Raw genomic sequence first — 14,914 nt, forward strand, 5'->3', positions numbered from 1 at the left:
ACGGCCCGAGCAAGCGATGCTGCGGCTTGGCTGCGGCATCGGTACACCCCGCCCGATGTTGGCTGGCACGAACAGTCTCGCCGGCAGGTCTCCTGGCTCGCAGGTCGTCGTCCGTCGCGGCCTTCCCGGTAAAACCAGTGGCGCTCAGCGCAGGCGGACTCGCTGCATACAGTTGCGGGGGCAGCCACAGCGGCAAACTGCTCGGCGCTGTGTTCCCTGTTAGGCCCCGAAGGGCACCGGCGGCTGTATTATGCCTTTTTTCGGATAGCACAACGAGGCTGGACGCTTTGACCGGCGTAGCGCAGCGCATTGTTTGAGATACCAGATGAGGAAGGATGCATGCCGGCGTGGCTGACGGTAGTAGGCATTGGCGACGACGGCTTCGCGGGTTTGGGACGGCCCGCGCGGCGCGCGTTGCTGGAGGCGTCGGTGATTTACGGCGGCGAGCGTCATCTGTCGATGCTGCCGGCGAGGCTCGCCGCGCGCCGCGTCGCGTGGCCGCGGCCGTTCGATCTCGCGCCGCTCCTCGCCGAGCGAAGCCGGCCGGTGTGCGTGCTCGCGAGCGGCGATCCGATGCTGTTCGGCGTGGGCGCGACGCTCGCAAGGCAATTGCCGGCTGACGCCTTGCGCGTGCTGCCCGCGCCTTCGTCGGTCTCGCTCGCGGCCGCGCGGCTCGGCTGGCCGTTGCAGGAGGTGGTGACCGTGTCGCTGGTGGGCCGGCCTTTAGCGAGCGTCAACGCGTATCTGCACGACGGCGCGCGTGTGTTCGTGCTGAGCGCCGACGGCGGCACGCCCGCGGCGCTCGCGGCCTTGCTGAATGCGCGCGGCTTCGGCGCGACGCGCATGAGCGTGCTCGAACATCTTGGCGGTGAGGCCGAGCGGCGCATCGACGGCCGCGCGGACCAATGGTCCACGGGCGAAGTCGCCGCGCTCAATCTGATCGCGCTCGAATGCCGCGCCACCGCAGGCGCGCCGCGTCTGCCGCTCACCTGCGGCTTGCCTGACGACGCGTTCCGACACGACGGCCAGTTGACCAAGCGCGACGTGCGCGCCATCACGCTGGCGCGCCTCGCGCCGACGCCCGGCCAATTGCTGTGGGACGTGGGCGCGGGCAGCGGCTCGATCGGCATTGAATGGATGCGCGCGCATCCGGCTTGCCGGGCGATTGCCATTGAAGCGCACGCGGAGCGTCAAGTTTTCATCGGACACAATCGCGACGCGTTGGGCGTGCCGGGGCTGCAACTCGTCGCGGGCCGCGCACCGCAAGCCCTCGAAGGACTGCCCGCGCCGGACGCCGTATTTATCGGCGGCGGCGTGACGGTGCCCGGCGTGCTCGAAGCGTGCTGGGCCAGTCTGCGCGACGGCGGCCGGCTGGTCGCCAACGCGGTCACACTGCAGGGCGAGGCGGTGCTCGCGGCGTGGCGCGAACGCCAGGGCGGCACGCTCACGCGGATCGCGCTTGCCGACGCACAGCCGCTCGGCGGATTCGACACGTGGCGTCAGGCGCTGCCGATCACACTGTACGAGGCGGTGAAGGTCTCCGGCGGCAATGACGCTGCGCGTGACAGAAATCGCGCCGCTTCCGCTGAACCTGCTGAACCCGCCTGACCGCCATGCGCGACGAAACACCCGAACAACCCGCGCCGCTGCGCAGCGGCTACACGACCGGCAGTTGCGCCACCGCGACGTCGCTGGCGGCGGCGCGTCTGCTGCTCGCGGGAGTCGCGAGCGAGGTTGCCGAGATCGTGCTGCCCAAGGGCCAGCATGTGCCGATGCCGCTCGTCTTCTGCCGTCTGACGGACGAGGGCGCCGAGGCCGGCACGATCAAGGATGCCGGCGACGACCCCGACGTCACGCACGGCGCCGTGGTGTTCGCGCGCGTGCGCCTGCTCGCGGAGCCGGGCGTGGTATTCCGCGCGGGGCCGGGCGTCGGCACCGTCACGCGCGCCGGACTGACGCTTGCAGTGGGCGAGCCGGCGATCAACCCCGTGCCGCGCCAGATGATGACCGCGCATCTCGCCGAACTCGCGGCCGAGCATGCGTACCGCGGCGGCTTCGAGGTGACGATCGGCGTGGAGGGCGGCGAAGCGCTCGCGCAGAAGACCATGAATCCGCGGCTTGGGATTCTCGGCGGCTTGTCGATATTGGGCACGACCGGCATCGTGCGGCCGTTTTCGTGCTCGGCGTATATCGCGTCGATTCATCAGGGCATCGACGTCGCGCGCGCGAACGGCTACACGCATCTGGCCGCCTGCACCGGCAACGCGAGCGAAGACGCCATGCGCGCGCATTACGGCTTGCCCGACATCGCGCTGATCGAAATGGGCGACTTCGTTGGCGCGGTGCTGAAGCATATGAAGCGCGCACCGGTCGAACGTCTGAGTATTTGCGGCGGATTCGGCAAGCTGAGCAAGCTCGCCGCCGGCCATCTCGACCTGCATAGCCGCAATTCGAGTATCGACCTCGAACGGCTTGCCGGCTGGGCCGCCGCGCACGGCGCCGACGACGCGTTGCAAGCCGCGATTCGCGCGGCCAACACGAGCCAGCAGGCCGTCGCGCTGGCGCATGCGCAGCACGTGCCGCTCGCCGACATGGTCTGTGGCCACGCGCTGCGCGTGGCGCGCGAGATCGTGCCGCCGCAGGTGAATGTCGAGATGTTCGCAATCGACCGGCAAGGCAATCTGATCGGGGCCGCGCGATGACGCGGATTTTGCTCCTCGGCGGCACCGGCGACGCATTGCGGATCGCGCGGCACCTGACCCCTCGCGACGTGTACAGTCTCGCCGGCCTCGGCAAGGTGCCCGACGACCTGCCGTGCGCGGTGCGCGTGGGCGGTTTTGGCGGCAGCGAAGGCCTGCAGCGCTATATCGAAGAAAAAGCCATCGGCCTTGTGATCGACGCGACGCATCCCTACGCGGCGCGGATCAGCGCGAACGCGGTGCAGGCGGCGCGCTCCGCGGGTGTCGCGTGCTGGGCGCTGCGCCGGCCCGCATGGCAGCCGCAAGCGGGCGACGACTGGCGCATGGTCGATGACTGGAACGAACTCACGGCGGCGCTTGCGCCGTTCAGGCGGCCGCTCTTCACACTCGGCCGCGAGCCGCTCACGCATCTTGACGAGATTCCCGCGCATCAATTCTGGTTCGTGCGTTGCCTCGACGCGCACGCGGATACCGCACGCGCTCCCATCCTCGCCGCGCGCGGGCCCTTCACGCTGGAAGGCGAACGGGCGCTCTTCGCGCTGCAAGCGTTCGACGTACTGGTCAGCAAGAACAGCGGCGGCGGTGCGACGGAAGCGAAGCTCCAAGTCGCCCGCGAGCGTGGTCTGCCTGTCGTGATGCTGCGCCGCCCGCCGTTGCCCGCAGCGGACCGCGAATTTGCAAGCACCGCGGATCTGCTCGCCACGCTGCGCCTGTCGAACTGAATCGCCCGCATCAATCACGGAGTACTGAATGACGGTGTTTTTTATCGGCGCGGGTCCTGGGGACCCCGAACTGATCACGGTGAAGGGGCAGCGGCTCGTGCGTAGCTGTCCGGTGATTCTGTATGCAGGGTCGCTCGTGCCGGCCGCGGTGCTGGACGGACATTCGGCGACACAGGTGGTCAATACCGCCGAGCTCGATCTCGATGAAATCGTGGCCTTGCTGAAAAACGCACACGATAACGGCCAGGACGTGGCGCGCGTGCATTCGGGCGATCCTTCGTTGTATGGCGCCATTGGCGAACAGATTCGCCGGCTGTGCGAACTCGCCATTCCGTACGAGATCGTGCCGGGGGTGACGGCGACCGCTGCGTGCGCGGCGGCGCTCGGCTGCGAGCTGACCTTGCCCGGCATTTCGCAGACGCTGATCCTGACGCGTTACGCGACAAAGACAGCGATGCCCCAGGGCGAACAGCTCGCCGATCTCGCACGGCATCGCGCGACGATGGCGATTCATCTGGGCGTGCGGCACCTTGCGCGTATCGTTGACGAATTGCGGCCGCATTACGGCGGCGCGTGTCCGATCGCGGTGATCTATCGCGCAAGCTGGCCGGACGAGGAAAAGATCACCGGCACGCTCGACGATATTCTCGGCAAGGTCCAGTCGACGCACATCGAGCGCACGGCGTTGATCCTCGTCGGCGAGGTGCTCGCCGCGGAAGGTTTCGCCAACTCGACGCTGTACGCGAAAGGCTGACCGCGCGGCAGCGCCGGGCACGCGCTGCGCGAGCGCAGCGGCGTGCTTGCCACGGGCCGCCTCGAATGGTTCAATGGTTCAGCGATCTCAGCGCGTCAGTCTTCGAGCGGCGAGAGCGCCTCCAGCGGCATCTTCTTTTCCGCGCCGATGGTGATCGCCGGCACGAGCGTCAGCAGCACGACCACGAAAATCGCTATCGCAAAGATCGACAGGAAGGTGAGGTGCAGCGATTGATGCAGCACCATGCGGATAGCGTTGCCGCCGCCGAGGCTCGCAGCCTGGTTTTGCAGCAGGCTTTTCAGTTGATCGGATGTGACCACCGCGCTGCCTCGCGAATGACTCAGACCGAAATTGAGCACCGCGCCGAACAGCGTGGCGCCGAGTGTGCTGCCGAGGTTGCGAGAAAACAGGTTTGACGCCGTCGCGCTGCCGCGCTCGTCCATCTTGACGATTTCCTGAATCAGCATGAGGCAACTGACGCTGGAAATGCCCATGCCGAAGCCCATCACCAGTGAGCCCAGCCCGGCGACGACCGGCGAGCCGCCCGGCGCAAGAAACAGCAACAGCACCGCGCCGACGGGAATGAACGTACTGCCGCCTATCAGCATGCGCCGCAACCCGATACGGTGAAACGACTTGGCGGCGAGCGTCGCGCCGGCCGGCCAGCCGACCATCATCATCGTGAGTGCGAGGCCCGCTATCACCGGCGAGCGGTTCAGCACGCCTTGCACGTACATTGGCAGGAACGTGGTGGAGCCCATCAGGATCATGCCGGACAGCACGGTCGCGCCGTTGCACGCGGCAATGGGGCGGCGGCTCCACAATGCGAACGAGATCATCGGCTCCTTGGCCCGGCGCTCCTGCAGCACGAACAGCACGAGACACACGACGAATGCGCCGCCGGCCATGGATGCGTGCGCGAGGTCGTCGTCGCCCGCGTAGGTGAGCCCGGTCATCAGTGCGGCGATGGCCGCCATGAAGAGCGCTGCGCCCGCGAAGTCGATGGAAGGGCGCGCGTGCCGCTCCGATTCGCGCAGGAACGCAATAAAGCCGGCTGCCGATGCAAGGCCGATCGGCACATTCATCCAGAAGATCCACGCCCACGACATGTTGCGGATGATGAAGCCGCCGACCATTGGCCCGACCACGGCGGCAATCGCCCACACGCTCGCGAGATAGCCTTGCACCTTGCCGCGTTCGCGCGCCGGATACAGATCCGCGACGATGGTCAGCGTGACCGGCTGGATCGCGCCTGCGCCGACGCCCTGAATCAGACGGAACGCGATCATGGCCGGCATCGACCATGCGAAGCCCGCGAGCACGGAGCCGACGAGAAAGATGGCAATGCCGGCCAGCATGACCGGCTTGCGGCCGTAGAGATCGGCGAGCTTGCCGAACACGACGGTGATGGCCGTTTGCGCCAGCAGGAACGACGAGAAGACCCAGCTGTACAGATGCAGATCGCCGAGTTGGGCGACGATCTGCGGCATGGCAGTGGAAACGATGGTGGCCTCGATGGCGACCATGGCCATGGAAGCCATCACGGAAGCAATGACGAGGGGACGCGACGATTGCGGATTGCGGGACATGGGACGAAGTTGGTATCAGAATAGTGGGTGCGCCTGCCGGGCGACGCCTGCACCGCGCCCGCGCGACGCGCCGCCGGCAGGGCGGGCGCAGCAGGACGGCCGTGCGACGGCAGCGGACATCGAGTATGCACCTTGTGCGCAATTCGCGCTGTCGGGCGGCCCGCGCCGGCCGGCGTGGCACAGGGGTGGCATAGGGATTGCGACCGACGAGATTCTTTCGACACATGGAGGGTCATTATGAGGATCGAATTCACCGGACGCCGTGAAGTGGTGGCGGCCGCGCGCGTCGCCTTCGAAGCCAATGTCGATGGAAAGGACGTCTGGTGCAGCGTCTCGCTCGATGCACTGAACGACCATTTCGGCAACGGCGGCCCGTCGGCGCACGATCTGGTGGGCACGTTCGAGGCCAACCGCGCGCAGATCGAAAAGGCCGCGCAGCGCGTGCTCGAAAAGAACGGCGGGCAGTCGGTGGAACTGGAAACGCGCGACTTCGACAAGACCGGCCCGTGACCACGGCGTCGCGGGCGTCCCGCAGGGAGCGGGCTTGACCCACAAGCCGTTGCTGCACGGGCGTGCGGCGCGGGCTCTGGGCACGGCAACGCGGTGTAGTCGCGCGAATTCTTCGCGGCCGTGCCGTGCGCCGCGCGCCCTTTGACTATCTGGAGAAATTCGTGCAGGAAATCATCGAGGGCTTGATCCGCTTTCAACGCGACGTGTTTCCGCAGCAAAGCGCCCTGTTCAAGCGGCTGTCGGCCGCGCAAAGTCCGAGCACGCTGTTCGTGACCTGCTCGGACAGCCGGGTGGTGCCCGAGCTGCTCACGCAGGCGGAGCCTGGCGCGCTGTTCGTGATTCGCAACGCGGGCAATATCGTGCCGTCGTATGGTCCGGAGCCGGGCGGCGTCTCGGCGACGGTCGAGTACGCGGTCGCGGTGCTGGGCGTGCGCGACATCGTGATTTGCGGCCACTCGAACTGCGGCGCGATGACGGCCATCACGACCAACACCAACCTGGAACACCTGCCGGCCGTCGCGGGCTGGCTGCGTCACGCGGATGCCGCCAAGGCGATTCACGCGTCGCGCACCTATCAGTCGCCCGCCGAACGCCTCGACGCGCTCGTCAAGGACAACGTGGTCGCGCAGCTCGCGAATATCCGCACGCATCCTTCGGTGGCCGTCGGGCTTGCGAACAAAAAGCTGCAGCTGCACGGCTGGATTTTCGACATCGAGAGCGGGGTGATGCTCGCACTCGACGGCCGCACCGGTCGATTTGTGCCGCTGCTCGAGAATCCGGACATTTTTGCGGTGTAGTCGGGCGTCTGCGCGCTTATCGGTTATTCCTACGGGCCTTCGTAGCAGCGAAACGCGAGGCTGATGCGCGGCCCGACGCTTTCAACGAGCTTCGGAATGCCGTGGTCGTGCGTGAACTGCGACGCGTAGCTCATGACGAGGCAACTGCCGGCCTCCAGGTCGACGTGCACCGCGCGGCCGGGCCCTTTTTTCGGGCGAATGGTCATGCGGCGCGTCGCGCCGAGCGATACGATCGCGATCGGTTCGCCGCGCACGAGGTTCGCGGTTTTATCATTGTGTGGCGCGACGCTGTCGTGTTCGTCGCGATACAGGTTGAGACCCACCCGGTTGAACGGGGCGCCGACGAGCGCCCGCACCGCCTCGAAGGCTTCGGCAAGCGGCGCCGGCAGATCTTGTGCGTCGCGCATGAAAGTGGCGATCAGCCGCGGTACGGCCACCTCGCGCTCGTACATGATGCGCTGATGGCTGCTCCAGCCGATATTGCCGAGCGCCTCGCCGAACCACTGTTGCGCGCGCGCAAGCGGAACGGATTCGGGCAGATAACGGATGCCGCCTTCCTTGTCGCAAAAGAGCGTGACCGGCTCAGGCGCAAACAAGCCTTGCTGGAATGCCATGATCGAACGCCCGGCGGGATTCGGCCCGCCGGAAAATGACTGGTTCATGCCGGCTATTATACTGTGTTTTTATACAGTATTTGTGCGTCCGATCATTCTTGGCCGGCGGTGTCGGGTCTCCGTCGGGTCTCCTCGTGCCGGCCGGCGCGCCGCGCCGCGCGTGTGACGGCTTCACTCGCCCGGGCTGTACAGATCGAGCAGTTTCAGCGTGACGCCATTGGTCCAGCCGAAGCCGTCCTGCAGCGGATATTCGCCGCCGCCACCGCCGCCCGTGCCGGCGCCTTCCACCACGTATTTTTCGACCAGTTTCCTGTCCGACGCATAGACGCCCTTCACGTCGGCAAGAAAGCGCGTGCCGATCTGCTGCGCGAGCGCGTCCTGGCCGTAGCGCTTGAGACCCTGGATCGCGACCCAGTGCAGCGGCGCCCAGCCGTTCGGCGCGTCCCACTGTTGTGCGGTGTTGTAGGTCGTCGTGACGAGGCCGCCAGGCTGCAGCAATGTGGACTGCACCTGCTCAGCGGTTTTTTTCGCGCGATCCGGCCATGCCGCGCCGACAAAGAGCGGGAACACCATGGCCGCCGTCTTGTTGTCGCGCGGTTTGGCGAGCTGCCAGTCATAGTCGCCGTAGTAGCCGTTCGGGTTCCACAAGTAGCGGTTGATGGCAAGCGCGCGCTTCGCCGCGCGTCCCGCGAATTCGCCGACGCAGCGGAAATCGCGCGTCTCGCCGCAGCCTTTCGCGATGGTGATTTCCAGATGGAACATGAGGCTGTTCAGATCGACCGGGATGATCGACGTGGTGCGCACGGTCGCGAGCGTCATGTTGTCGCCGAACCAGCGCGAACTGAAATCCCAGCCGCTTTCCGCGGTCGCGCGCAGTTCGCGGTAGACGTCGTTCGGATTGCGGCCGGTGGCCTTTTGCGCGGTCTGAATGTCCTCCAGGTAGGATTCGTCGCGAGGCGTGTCGAGTTCGTCCCAGTACCGGTTCAGCACGGAGCGGTCGGGCATCACGACCACGTTGCGCGTCGCCGACCCGGCCGGCGTCGAGCTTTCGCCCTGCATCCAGTAGCCGTACTCCTTGCGCAGCGCGGGCAGGTACTTCTGATAGACGCCGTGTCCTTCCACTTTGGCCGCGAGCTCCACCATGTGCGAGAAGAAGGGCGGCTGCGAGCGGTCGAGATAATACGTGCGATTGCCGTTGGGAATATGACCGAACGTGTCGATCATGTACGCGAAGTTGTCGAGCATGTTGTCGACGAGGTCTTCGCGGCCCGCTTCCTGAAGGCCCAGCATCGTAAAGTAGGTGTCCCAATAGTAGCCTTCGCGAAAGCGGCCACCGGGCACGACATAGGGCTTCGGCAACGGAATCAGCGAGCTGTTGGGCGGCGCGCTCGTGGTCGTGCGGGTGAGGGCGGGCCATAGCCAGTTGATGTGCTCACGCAGCGTCTGGTTCGCGGGCGGCGTGATGACCGGCTCGCTCGGCGGCGTGAAGTACTGGTTCACGAAGCTGGCAAGCGAAAAGCCGGGATTGTTCTTCTGTTGCTGATACAGCTGCACGATCGCGGCGGGGTCTGCGTTCGGCGTGGCGTCGACGAAGGTCTTCTGGTCCGGATAGATCTGCGCCGTTTGCACGGCTACGAAGAGGTCGCCATAGAGTTTGTCCGGCGCGGGCGGCAATGTGCCGCCGACCTGCGTGTCGGCATGACAGACGGATGACAGACCAATGAGAAGGGCAACGCTCGACACGGCGGCCGCGCGATGCAGCGGCTTCAGGCGGGCGGCGCAAAAGAAGGGCTGCGATGAAAAGCCGGGCGCGCGGCCGGCACAGCGAATGCTGCGCGCTAGCGATGACACAATCATGTCTCCTCCAAAGGGAATGGACAACAGGATTGGTCTGCCTCTCACACCCTCTTGTGGTGACCTGCAGTGACGTGACCTGCGCTGGGGCGTGGCTAGCATCGCATAAAAGCGCACGTCCTTCAAACTATGCGAGGTGAATGGCTGCTTGCGTTGTGTACACCTAACCTTTACCCCCCGAGCCACCGCACAATAACCGGCATCAACACCGGCACCACAAACGCGGTAAACACGCCGTTGAGTCCCATGCCGAGCCCGGCGAATGCGCCCATCTGCTCGCTGACCTGAAAGGCGCGCGCCGTGCCGATGCCGTGCGACGCAATGCCGAGCGCAAAACCGCGCACTTCCGGTTCAGCGATTTTCAACCCGTTGAGAATGGCGCGCGCGAACACGGCGCCGAACACGCCCGTCGATATCACGAGCACCGCGGTCAGCGACGGTATTCCGCCGATCTCCGACGCGACGGCCATCGCTATCGGCGTGGTCGCGGATTTCGGCGCGAGCGACGCGAGCGTCTGATGCGAGGCGCCGAACAGCGCCGCCACGCCAATCGCCGAGACAATTGCCGTCAACGAGCCGGCCACGAGTCCGCCGAAGAGCGGCAACGCATAGCGGCGCAACTTCGGCCACTGACGATAGAGCGGCAACGCAAGCGCGACCGTGGCCGGACCGAGCAGGAAGTGCACGAACTGCGCGCCCTCGAAATAGGTGGCGTACGGCGTGCCCGTGATTTCGAGCACCGCCACCAGCAGCGCCACCGCGATCAGCACCGGATTGGCGAGCGGATTGAAGCGCGTCTTTGCATACAACGTCTGCGCAATCAGATACGCGATCAACGTGATGGTGAGCCCGAGCAACGGGCTCGCGGCAAGATAGACCCAGATCGCGCCGAGCTTCGGCAAGGCGGTCATTGTGCGGCCTCCGTGTCGGCGCGATCGTGCGGTTGCCGGCGCTGCTGCCGGCGCATCAACGCGCGCGTGACGAGCGCCGCCACCGCAATCGCTAGCGTCGTGCTGACTGCAATCGAAACGATCACCGCCACCGCATCCCCGCGAATACGGCTTGCCGAGACCATGATGCCGACGCCCGCCGGCACGAACAGCAGCGACAGATGCCGCAGCAATTCGAGCGCGGTGGGCTCGATCGCATCCGCGGTTTGCGGGCGCATCATGACGAAGCCGAACAGCAGCAACATGCCGATCACCGGGCCGGGAACGGGCAGATGGAACACATAAGACACGCCTTCTCCAAGGCATTGAAACGTAAGCAGGGCGGCAAGCGCTCCCAGCATGTCGATCTCCAGCGCGCGAAACGGAAATGCGGCCATTGTGTACCATGCCGATAGTTTCGTGGTTCATGCCCGCCAGGTGCCGCGCGTCTTGCGGCCACAAAATTTTCTCGATCGACTATTGCGCCCCGGATAACCCCCATGCATATCGAGCCGTTTCATATCGCCGTGCCGCAAGAGGACATCGACGATTTGCGCCGACGTATTCGCGCCACGCGCTGGGCGCCCGCGACGCCTTCGCCGGCGTGGCAGCAAGGTGTGGACGCGGCATGGCTGCGCGAGCTTGCCGACTATTGGGCGAACCGCTTCGACTGGCGTGCGGCGGAGCAGCGCTTGAACCGGCTGCCGCAGTTCATCGCCGATGTCGAGGGGCAGCGCGTGCATGTCGTGCATCGGCGCGGCGTCGGCCCCGCGCCTTATCCGCTCGTCGTCACCCATGGCTGGCCGGGTTCGTTTGTCGAGTTCGAGGCGCTGCTCGAGCGGCTGTGCGATCCCGCGGCGTTCGGCGGCGATCCTGCGGATTCGTTCGATGTGGTCGTGCCTTCGCTGCCCGGTTTCGCGTTCTCGCAAGCGCCCGCGCGGCCCGGCATGTCCGCGTTCCAGGTCGCCGACCAGTGGGTGTGGCTGATGAACGGCCTCGGGTACCCGCGCTTCGGCGCGCAAGGCGGCGACCTCGGCGCAGGCGTATCGATTGCGCTTGCGGCACGGCATCCGCAGGTGGTAGACGGCATTCACCTGAACTTCCTGCCGGGCAGCTACGAGCCGGCAACCGGCGCCGCGCAGCATGCGTTGACGCCTGAAGAAGAAGCCTTCCTGCGTGACAGAAACGAATGGGTTGCGCAGGAAGGTGGCTACGCCCACATGCACGCCACAAAGCCGCTGACACTCGCGGCTTCGCTGAACGATTCGCCTGTGGGACTTGCCGCCTGGATCGCCGAAAAATTCCGCGCGTGGAGCGATTGCGAAGGCGATGTCGAGCGCGTGTTTTCGAAGGACGAGTTGCTCACCAACATTTCGCTCTACTGGTACACGCAGAGCATTGCACCCGCCATGCAGATGTACTGGGAGAACCGTCTTCAGCCGATGCGTTTTGCGCACGGCTCGCGCGTGTCGACGCCCGTCGGTTTTGCGCGCTTTCCCAAAGAGATCAGTCGTCCGCCGCGCAGTTGGCTCGAACGAACCTTCAACGTCGTGCAGTGGAACGACATGCCGGGCGGCGGCCACTTTGCCGCCATGGAGAAGCCAGATCTGCTCGCGGCCGAGATCCGCAGCTTCTTCAGACCGCTGCGCACCTGACCGCGCAGGCGGACCTTTTTCGATTTCTCGCTCGACTCAACAGCTAGTACACAAACGGCGCCGATATTCCGTCGGCTTGCCGTTTTTCGCCTTATCACACCACGCACTCAAAAAATAAAAATTTTTTCGTAGTGCGGCCGGAAAAAACCGATATTTAGAGTATTAACTCAGGTTAATTACTGGGATATTCGCATTGCATGGATTGAATGCGAAATCAGGAAAGTTTGTGAAAGGAAGTTGACACGATAACGTTTGCCAAACTAGGCTACGCACTGTCGTCCAAACTAATCACGGTTTATCGGGTTACCTGAGGAAGCGCGCCGGCCTTGGCTGGACGTCGATCCATGGGACGGCAATGATGTGTCTCGCCGACATATTGAAAGTTTTGTAATACAGAAGTTTCGATTTTCTAAAAATCAGCGCTCAGTGCTGAGGACATAACACGTCCCATTATTCTCGCTAGCAATCCGGTGCTAGTGCGGGAGACCTTTTTGCTGAAAAAAGAGAATCACGGCTGAAGTGACTCAACGCACTTTTCTTTATACCGATATTGTCAGTTGAGGATTAACAATGCGTATAAATTTCCGATTGCAGATTCAGTGTCTGGCGCTAGCCGGAATAATGGCCCTGGCGGGCTGCGGTGGAGGAGACGGCTCCGCTTCGTTGACGAGCAAATCCGCGCAAGCTCCAGCCAGCGCTTCCGAGGTGGCATTGGTGCCGCCCGCGAGCGCCGCGCTCGCGGACACGTCGATCGACAAGACCGTGCAGCCGGTCGAACTGCCGAACACCGTCACGCCGATCAACTACAGGCTGTGGTTCAGGCCGAATCCCGCGCTGTCGTCCTTCGACGGCCGCGCCGACGTCCAGATCAAGGTGCAGAAGGCGGTCAACGCGATCACCATCGCAGGGCATCGCATCAAGTTCACCAACGGCACCATCACGCTCCAGCCCGGCAACATCGCGCTGATCGCAACGCCGCAGGACGACGGCGACTTTTATCAGTTGCGGCCCGTCAGCGGGCAGATCGCCGCGGGCAACTACTCGCTGCACATGGAGTGGACCGGCATCATCAACTTCAAGAGCTATGACGACCCGGCGACGAAAACGGGCGGCAGTTGCGGCAACGATCCGTATCCGGGTTGCTCCGCTGCCGAAGGCGTGTTCCGCGTCGATCTGAAGGCGACCGACGGTACGACGAGCGGCGCGATCCTCACGCAAGGCGAGTCGAACCTCGCGCGGCAATGGTTCCCCGGCTGGGACGAGCCGGCGTTCCGCCCCACCTATGAGGTGAGCGCGGAAGTGCCGCAGAACTGGAAGGTCGTGTCGAACGCGGCAGAAAAGCCCGCTGTGAACGTGGATAGCGGCTACAAGCTGGTGTCGTTCGAAAAGACCCCGCCCATGCCTTCGTATCTGCTGTTCTTCGGCGGCGGTCAGTTCGATATTCTCGAAGACGACTTCACGAGTCCGCTGCCCGACGGCAAAGGCTTGCACCTGCGTATCTTCACGCCGCCCGGCATGCGCGACTGGGCGAGGCCCGCGATGCAGCAGACCAAGCAGGCGCTCGACTACTACTATCGCTACACCGGCATCCCGTTGCCGCTTACCAAGTTCGACACGGTCGCCGCCAACGACGCGTTCAAGGAGCAGAAGGACCTGAACTTCGGCGGCATGGAGAACTGGGGCGCGATTCTCGAATTCGCCGACGACATCCTGCCGGCGCCGGGCACGAGCATGTCCGACTATGGCGTGACCGTGCTCACGCATGAGGCGGCGCATCAATGGTTCGGCGATCTCGTCACGCTCGACTGGTGGGACGACGTTTGGCTGAACGAATCGTTTGCGACGTTCTTCGAGAACAAGACGAAGGTGCGCTTTTTCCCGGACCGCTTCAGCTGGGTCGACCAGGTGAAGAACAAGTACGCGGTCATCAACGCGGATCTGAAGTCCACCTCGTTCCCCGTGCAGCCGAACTTCAACGGCTGGGCGTCCAACGACTTCGTGCTGAGCGCGAGTGCCTTCACGTATGACAAGGGCGGCCACGTGCTGAAGATGCTCGAGAACTATCTCGGCGAGGACACGATGCGCAAGGGGCTGCAGCAGTATCTGGCCGACTATGCGCTTGGCAACGTGACGCCCAAGCGTCTGTGGGACGAGCTCGGCAAGGCGAGTGGCGAGCCGATGGTCGCGATCGGCGACAGCTTCGTGCGGCAAACCGGCGTACCGCTCATTTCGCTCGACACCCAATGTGACCTGACGACGAATCAGACCATCGTGACGCTGAAACAGCAGCCGTTCCCGAATCAGAATCAATATCCGGGCACGCAGTGGACCATTCCGCTGACGCTCGCTTATGGCGACGGACTGACTTCGCGCAAGACGGTCGCGATGAAGGACCTGCAAACGCAGGTGCGGCTGAACGGCTGTTCCGCGGTGCTCGCCGATCCGAGCGGCCTCGACTATTACGTGACGAACTACAGCAACAACGCATGGAGCCAGTTGCTGGCGCAAAGCAGCGCCCTGAAAGATCCGGTGCTGCTCACGAGCTTGCAACTCGAAGCGAAACTGCTCGTTGCGCACGGTCTCGCGGACCCGTCGCGTGAGACGGGCATCGGCTCGCTCAGTTCGGCGAACGCAGTGGTTGCCCGTCAGTTGCTGAAGGCGCCGGCGCCGAGCACGCAGTCGCTGCGTCCGACGATCCGTTATCAAGGCGCGCTGCGGCAGAAGGCACAGGCGCAGTAAGCGATCCGACAGCCTGGCTCGCATCGTTTGGCCGATGCCAGCCAGGCAGGTT

At 64.6% G+C, this 14,914-nt stretch carries 13 protein-coding genes and 1 riboswitch; of the genes, 8 read left to right on the forward strand and 5 right to left on the reverse strand.

From position 1 onward, the window contains the following. Positions 1 to 64: 64 nt before the first annotated feature. Positions 65 to 256: riboswitch (cobalamin riboswitch) on the reverse strand. An 83-nt stretch (positions 257 to 339) separates the two neighbouring features. From cbiE to cobM, 4 genes are read left to right on the forward strand one after another with little or no spacing between them, the layout of a single operon-like run. Continuing rightward, positions 340 to 1,608, forward strand: a complete 1,269-nt coding sequence (cbiE, locus tag ACEN8U_RS07370) for a precorrin-6y C5,15-methyltransferase (decarboxylating) subunit CbiE (RefSeq protein WP_310107661.1) — start codon at positions 340 to 342, stop codon at positions 1,606 to 1,608. Between the two features lie 5 nt (positions 1,609 to 1,613). Continuing rightward, positions 1,614 to 2,702, forward strand: a complete 1,089-nt coding sequence (locus ACEN8U_RS07375; RefSeq protein WP_310107662.1) for a cobalt-precorrin-5B (C(1))-methyltransferase — start codon at positions 1,614 to 1,616, stop codon at positions 2,700 to 2,702. Further along, on the forward strand, positions 2,699 to 3,421 hold the full coding sequence (locus ACEN8U_RS07380) for a cobalt-precorrin-6A reductase (RefSeq protein WP_310107665.1): 723 nt from the start codon (positions 2,699 to 2,701) through the stop codon (positions 3,419 to 3,421). The genes ACEN8U_RS07375 and ACEN8U_RS07380 overlap by 4 nt, the downstream gene beginning before the upstream one ends. Before the next feature lie 28 nt (positions 3,422 to 3,449). Next, positions 3,450 to 4,175 carry a precorrin-4 C(11)-methyltransferase gene (gene cobM / locus ACEN8U_RS07385; protein ID WP_310107667.1) on the forward strand — a complete coding sequence of 242 codons (726 nt, stop codon included), beginning with the start codon at positions 3,450 to 3,452 and terminating at the stop codon, positions 4,173 to 4,175. Between the two features lie 95 nt (positions 4,176 to 4,270). On the opposite strand, the gene ACEN8U_RS07390 is transcribed toward cobM, so the two are convergent. After that, complete coding sequence (locus ACEN8U_RS07390; protein ID WP_310107669.1) at positions 4,271 to 5,764, reverse strand: MDR family MFS transporter; 1,494 nt, start codon at positions 5,762 to 5,764, stop codon at positions 4,271 to 4,273. Positions 5,765 to 6,001: 237 nt separating this feature from the next. Here ACEN8U_RS07390 and ACEN8U_RS07395 point away from each other — a divergent pair, with 237 nt between their 5' ends. Further along, positions 6,002 to 6,274: a DUF1488 domain-containing protein gene (locus ACEN8U_RS07395; protein ID WP_013590206.1), complete on the forward strand. Its 273-nt coding sequence runs from the start codon at positions 6,002 to 6,004 to the stop codon at positions 6,272 to 6,274. 161 nt (positions 6,275 to 6,435) lie between these two features. Next, entirely contained in the window at positions 6,436 to 7,071 is a 636-nt protein-coding gene (locus tag ACEN8U_RS07400; RefSeq protein ID WP_310107671.1) for a carbonic anhydrase, read from the forward strand. Positions 7,072 to 7,100: 29 nt separating this feature from the next. Here the strand turns inward: ACEN8U_RS07400 and ACEN8U_RS07405 are convergent, their stop codons facing one another. From ACEN8U_RS07405 to ACEN8U_RS07420, 4 genes are all read right to left on the reverse strand, one after another. Further along, complete coding sequence (locus ACEN8U_RS07405) at positions 7,101 to 7,733, reverse strand: alpha-ketoglutarate-dependent dioxygenase AlkB (RefSeq protein WP_310107673.1); 633 nt, start codon at positions 7,731 to 7,733, stop codon at positions 7,101 to 7,103. Positions 7,734 to 7,856: 123 nt separating this feature from the next. Further along, a complete protein-coding gene (treA, locus tag ACEN8U_RS07410; RefSeq protein WP_310107674.1) occupies positions 7,857 to 9,542 on the reverse strand; it encodes an alpha,alpha-trehalase TreA in 1,686 nt (561 codons plus the stop codon). A 167-nt stretch (positions 9,543 to 9,709) separates the two neighbouring features. Beyond that, on the reverse strand, positions 9,710 to 10,450 hold the full coding sequence (locus ACEN8U_RS07415) for an LrgB family protein (protein WP_310107676.1): 741 nt from the start codon (positions 10,448 to 10,450) through the stop codon (positions 9,710 to 9,712). Next, entirely contained in the window at positions 10,447 to 10,830 is a 384-nt protein-coding gene (locus ACEN8U_RS07420; RefSeq protein WP_013590196.1) for a CidA/LrgA family protein, read from the reverse strand. The genes ACEN8U_RS07415 and ACEN8U_RS07420 overlap by 4 nt, the downstream gene beginning before the upstream one ends. Before the next feature lie 138 nt (positions 10,831 to 10,968). On the opposite strand from ACEN8U_RS07420, the gene ACEN8U_RS07425 reads away from it, so the two are divergent. Then, positions 10,969 to 12,123 carry an epoxide hydrolase family protein gene (locus ACEN8U_RS07425; protein ID WP_310107678.1) on the forward strand — a complete coding sequence of 385 codons (1,155 nt, stop codon included), beginning with the start codon at positions 10,969 to 10,971 and terminating at the stop codon, positions 12,121 to 12,123. A gap of 570 nt (positions 12,124 to 12,693) precedes the next feature. After that, positions 12,694 to 14,862 carry a M1 family metallopeptidase gene (locus ACEN8U_RS07430; protein WP_310107680.1) on the forward strand — a complete coding sequence of 723 codons (2,169 nt, stop codon included), beginning with the start codon at positions 12,694 to 12,696 and terminating at the stop codon, positions 14,860 to 14,862. The last annotated feature ends 52 nt before the right edge of the window (positions 14,863 to 14,914 follow it).

Origin of the sequence: Paraburkholderia phenoliruptrix (genome assembly GCF_047325075.1) — a bacterium.
Taxonomy (GTDB): domain Bacteria; phylum Pseudomonadota; class Gammaproteobacteria; order Burkholderiales; family Burkholderiaceae; genus Paraburkholderia; species Paraburkholderia phenoliruptrix.

What these genes read in the sequence shown, in the direction of transcription:
- ACEN8U_RS07430 (WP_310107680.1), top strand. Translation starts at nt 12,694, where the DNA reads ATGCGTATAAATTTCCGATTGCAGATTCAGTGTCTGGCGCTAGCCGGA.
- treA (WP_310107674.1), bottom strand. Translation starts at nt 9,542, where the DNA reads ATGATTGTGTCATCGCTAGCGCGCAGCATTCGCTGTGCCGGCCGCGCG.
- ACEN8U_RS07380 (WP_310107665.1), top strand. Translation starts at nt 2,699, where the DNA reads ATGACGCGGATTTTGCTCCTCGGCGGCACCGGCGACGCATTGCGGATC.
- ACEN8U_RS07375 (WP_310107662.1), top strand. Translation starts at nt 1,614, where the DNA reads ATGCGCGACGAAACACCCGAACAACCCGCGCCGCTGCGCAGCGGCTAC.
- ACEN8U_RS07395 (WP_013590206.1), top strand. Translation starts at nt 6,002, where the DNA reads ATGAGGATCGAATTCACCGGACGCCGTGAAGTGGTGGCGGCCGCGCGC.
- ACEN8U_RS07390 (WP_310107669.1), bottom strand. Translation starts at nt 5,764, where the DNA reads ATGTCCCGCAATCCGCAATCGTCGCGTCCCCTCGTCATTGCTTCCGTG.
- ACEN8U_RS07420 (WP_013590196.1), bottom strand. Translation starts at nt 10,830, where the DNA reads ATGCTGGGAGCGCTTGCCGCCCTGCTTACGTTTCAATGCCTTGGAGAA.
- ACEN8U_RS07405 (WP_310107673.1), bottom strand. Translation starts at nt 7,733, where the DNA reads ATGAACCAGTCATTTTCCGGCGGGCCGAATCCCGCCGGGCGTTCGATC.
- cobM (WP_310107667.1), top strand. Translation starts at nt 3,450, where the DNA reads ATGACGGTGTTTTTTATCGGCGCGGGTCCTGGGGACCCCGAACTGATC.
- ACEN8U_RS07415 (WP_310107676.1), bottom strand. Translation starts at nt 10,450, where the DNA reads ATGACCGCCTTGCCGAAGCTCGGCGCGATCTGGGTCTATCTTGCCGCG.
- cbiE (WP_310107661.1), top strand. Translation starts at nt 340, where the DNA reads ATGCCGGCGTGGCTGACGGTAGTAGGCATTGGCGACGACGGCTTCGCG.
- ACEN8U_RS07425 (WP_310107678.1), top strand. Translation starts at nt 10,969, where the DNA reads ATGCATATCGAGCCGTTTCATATCGCCGTGCCGCAAGAGGACATCGAC.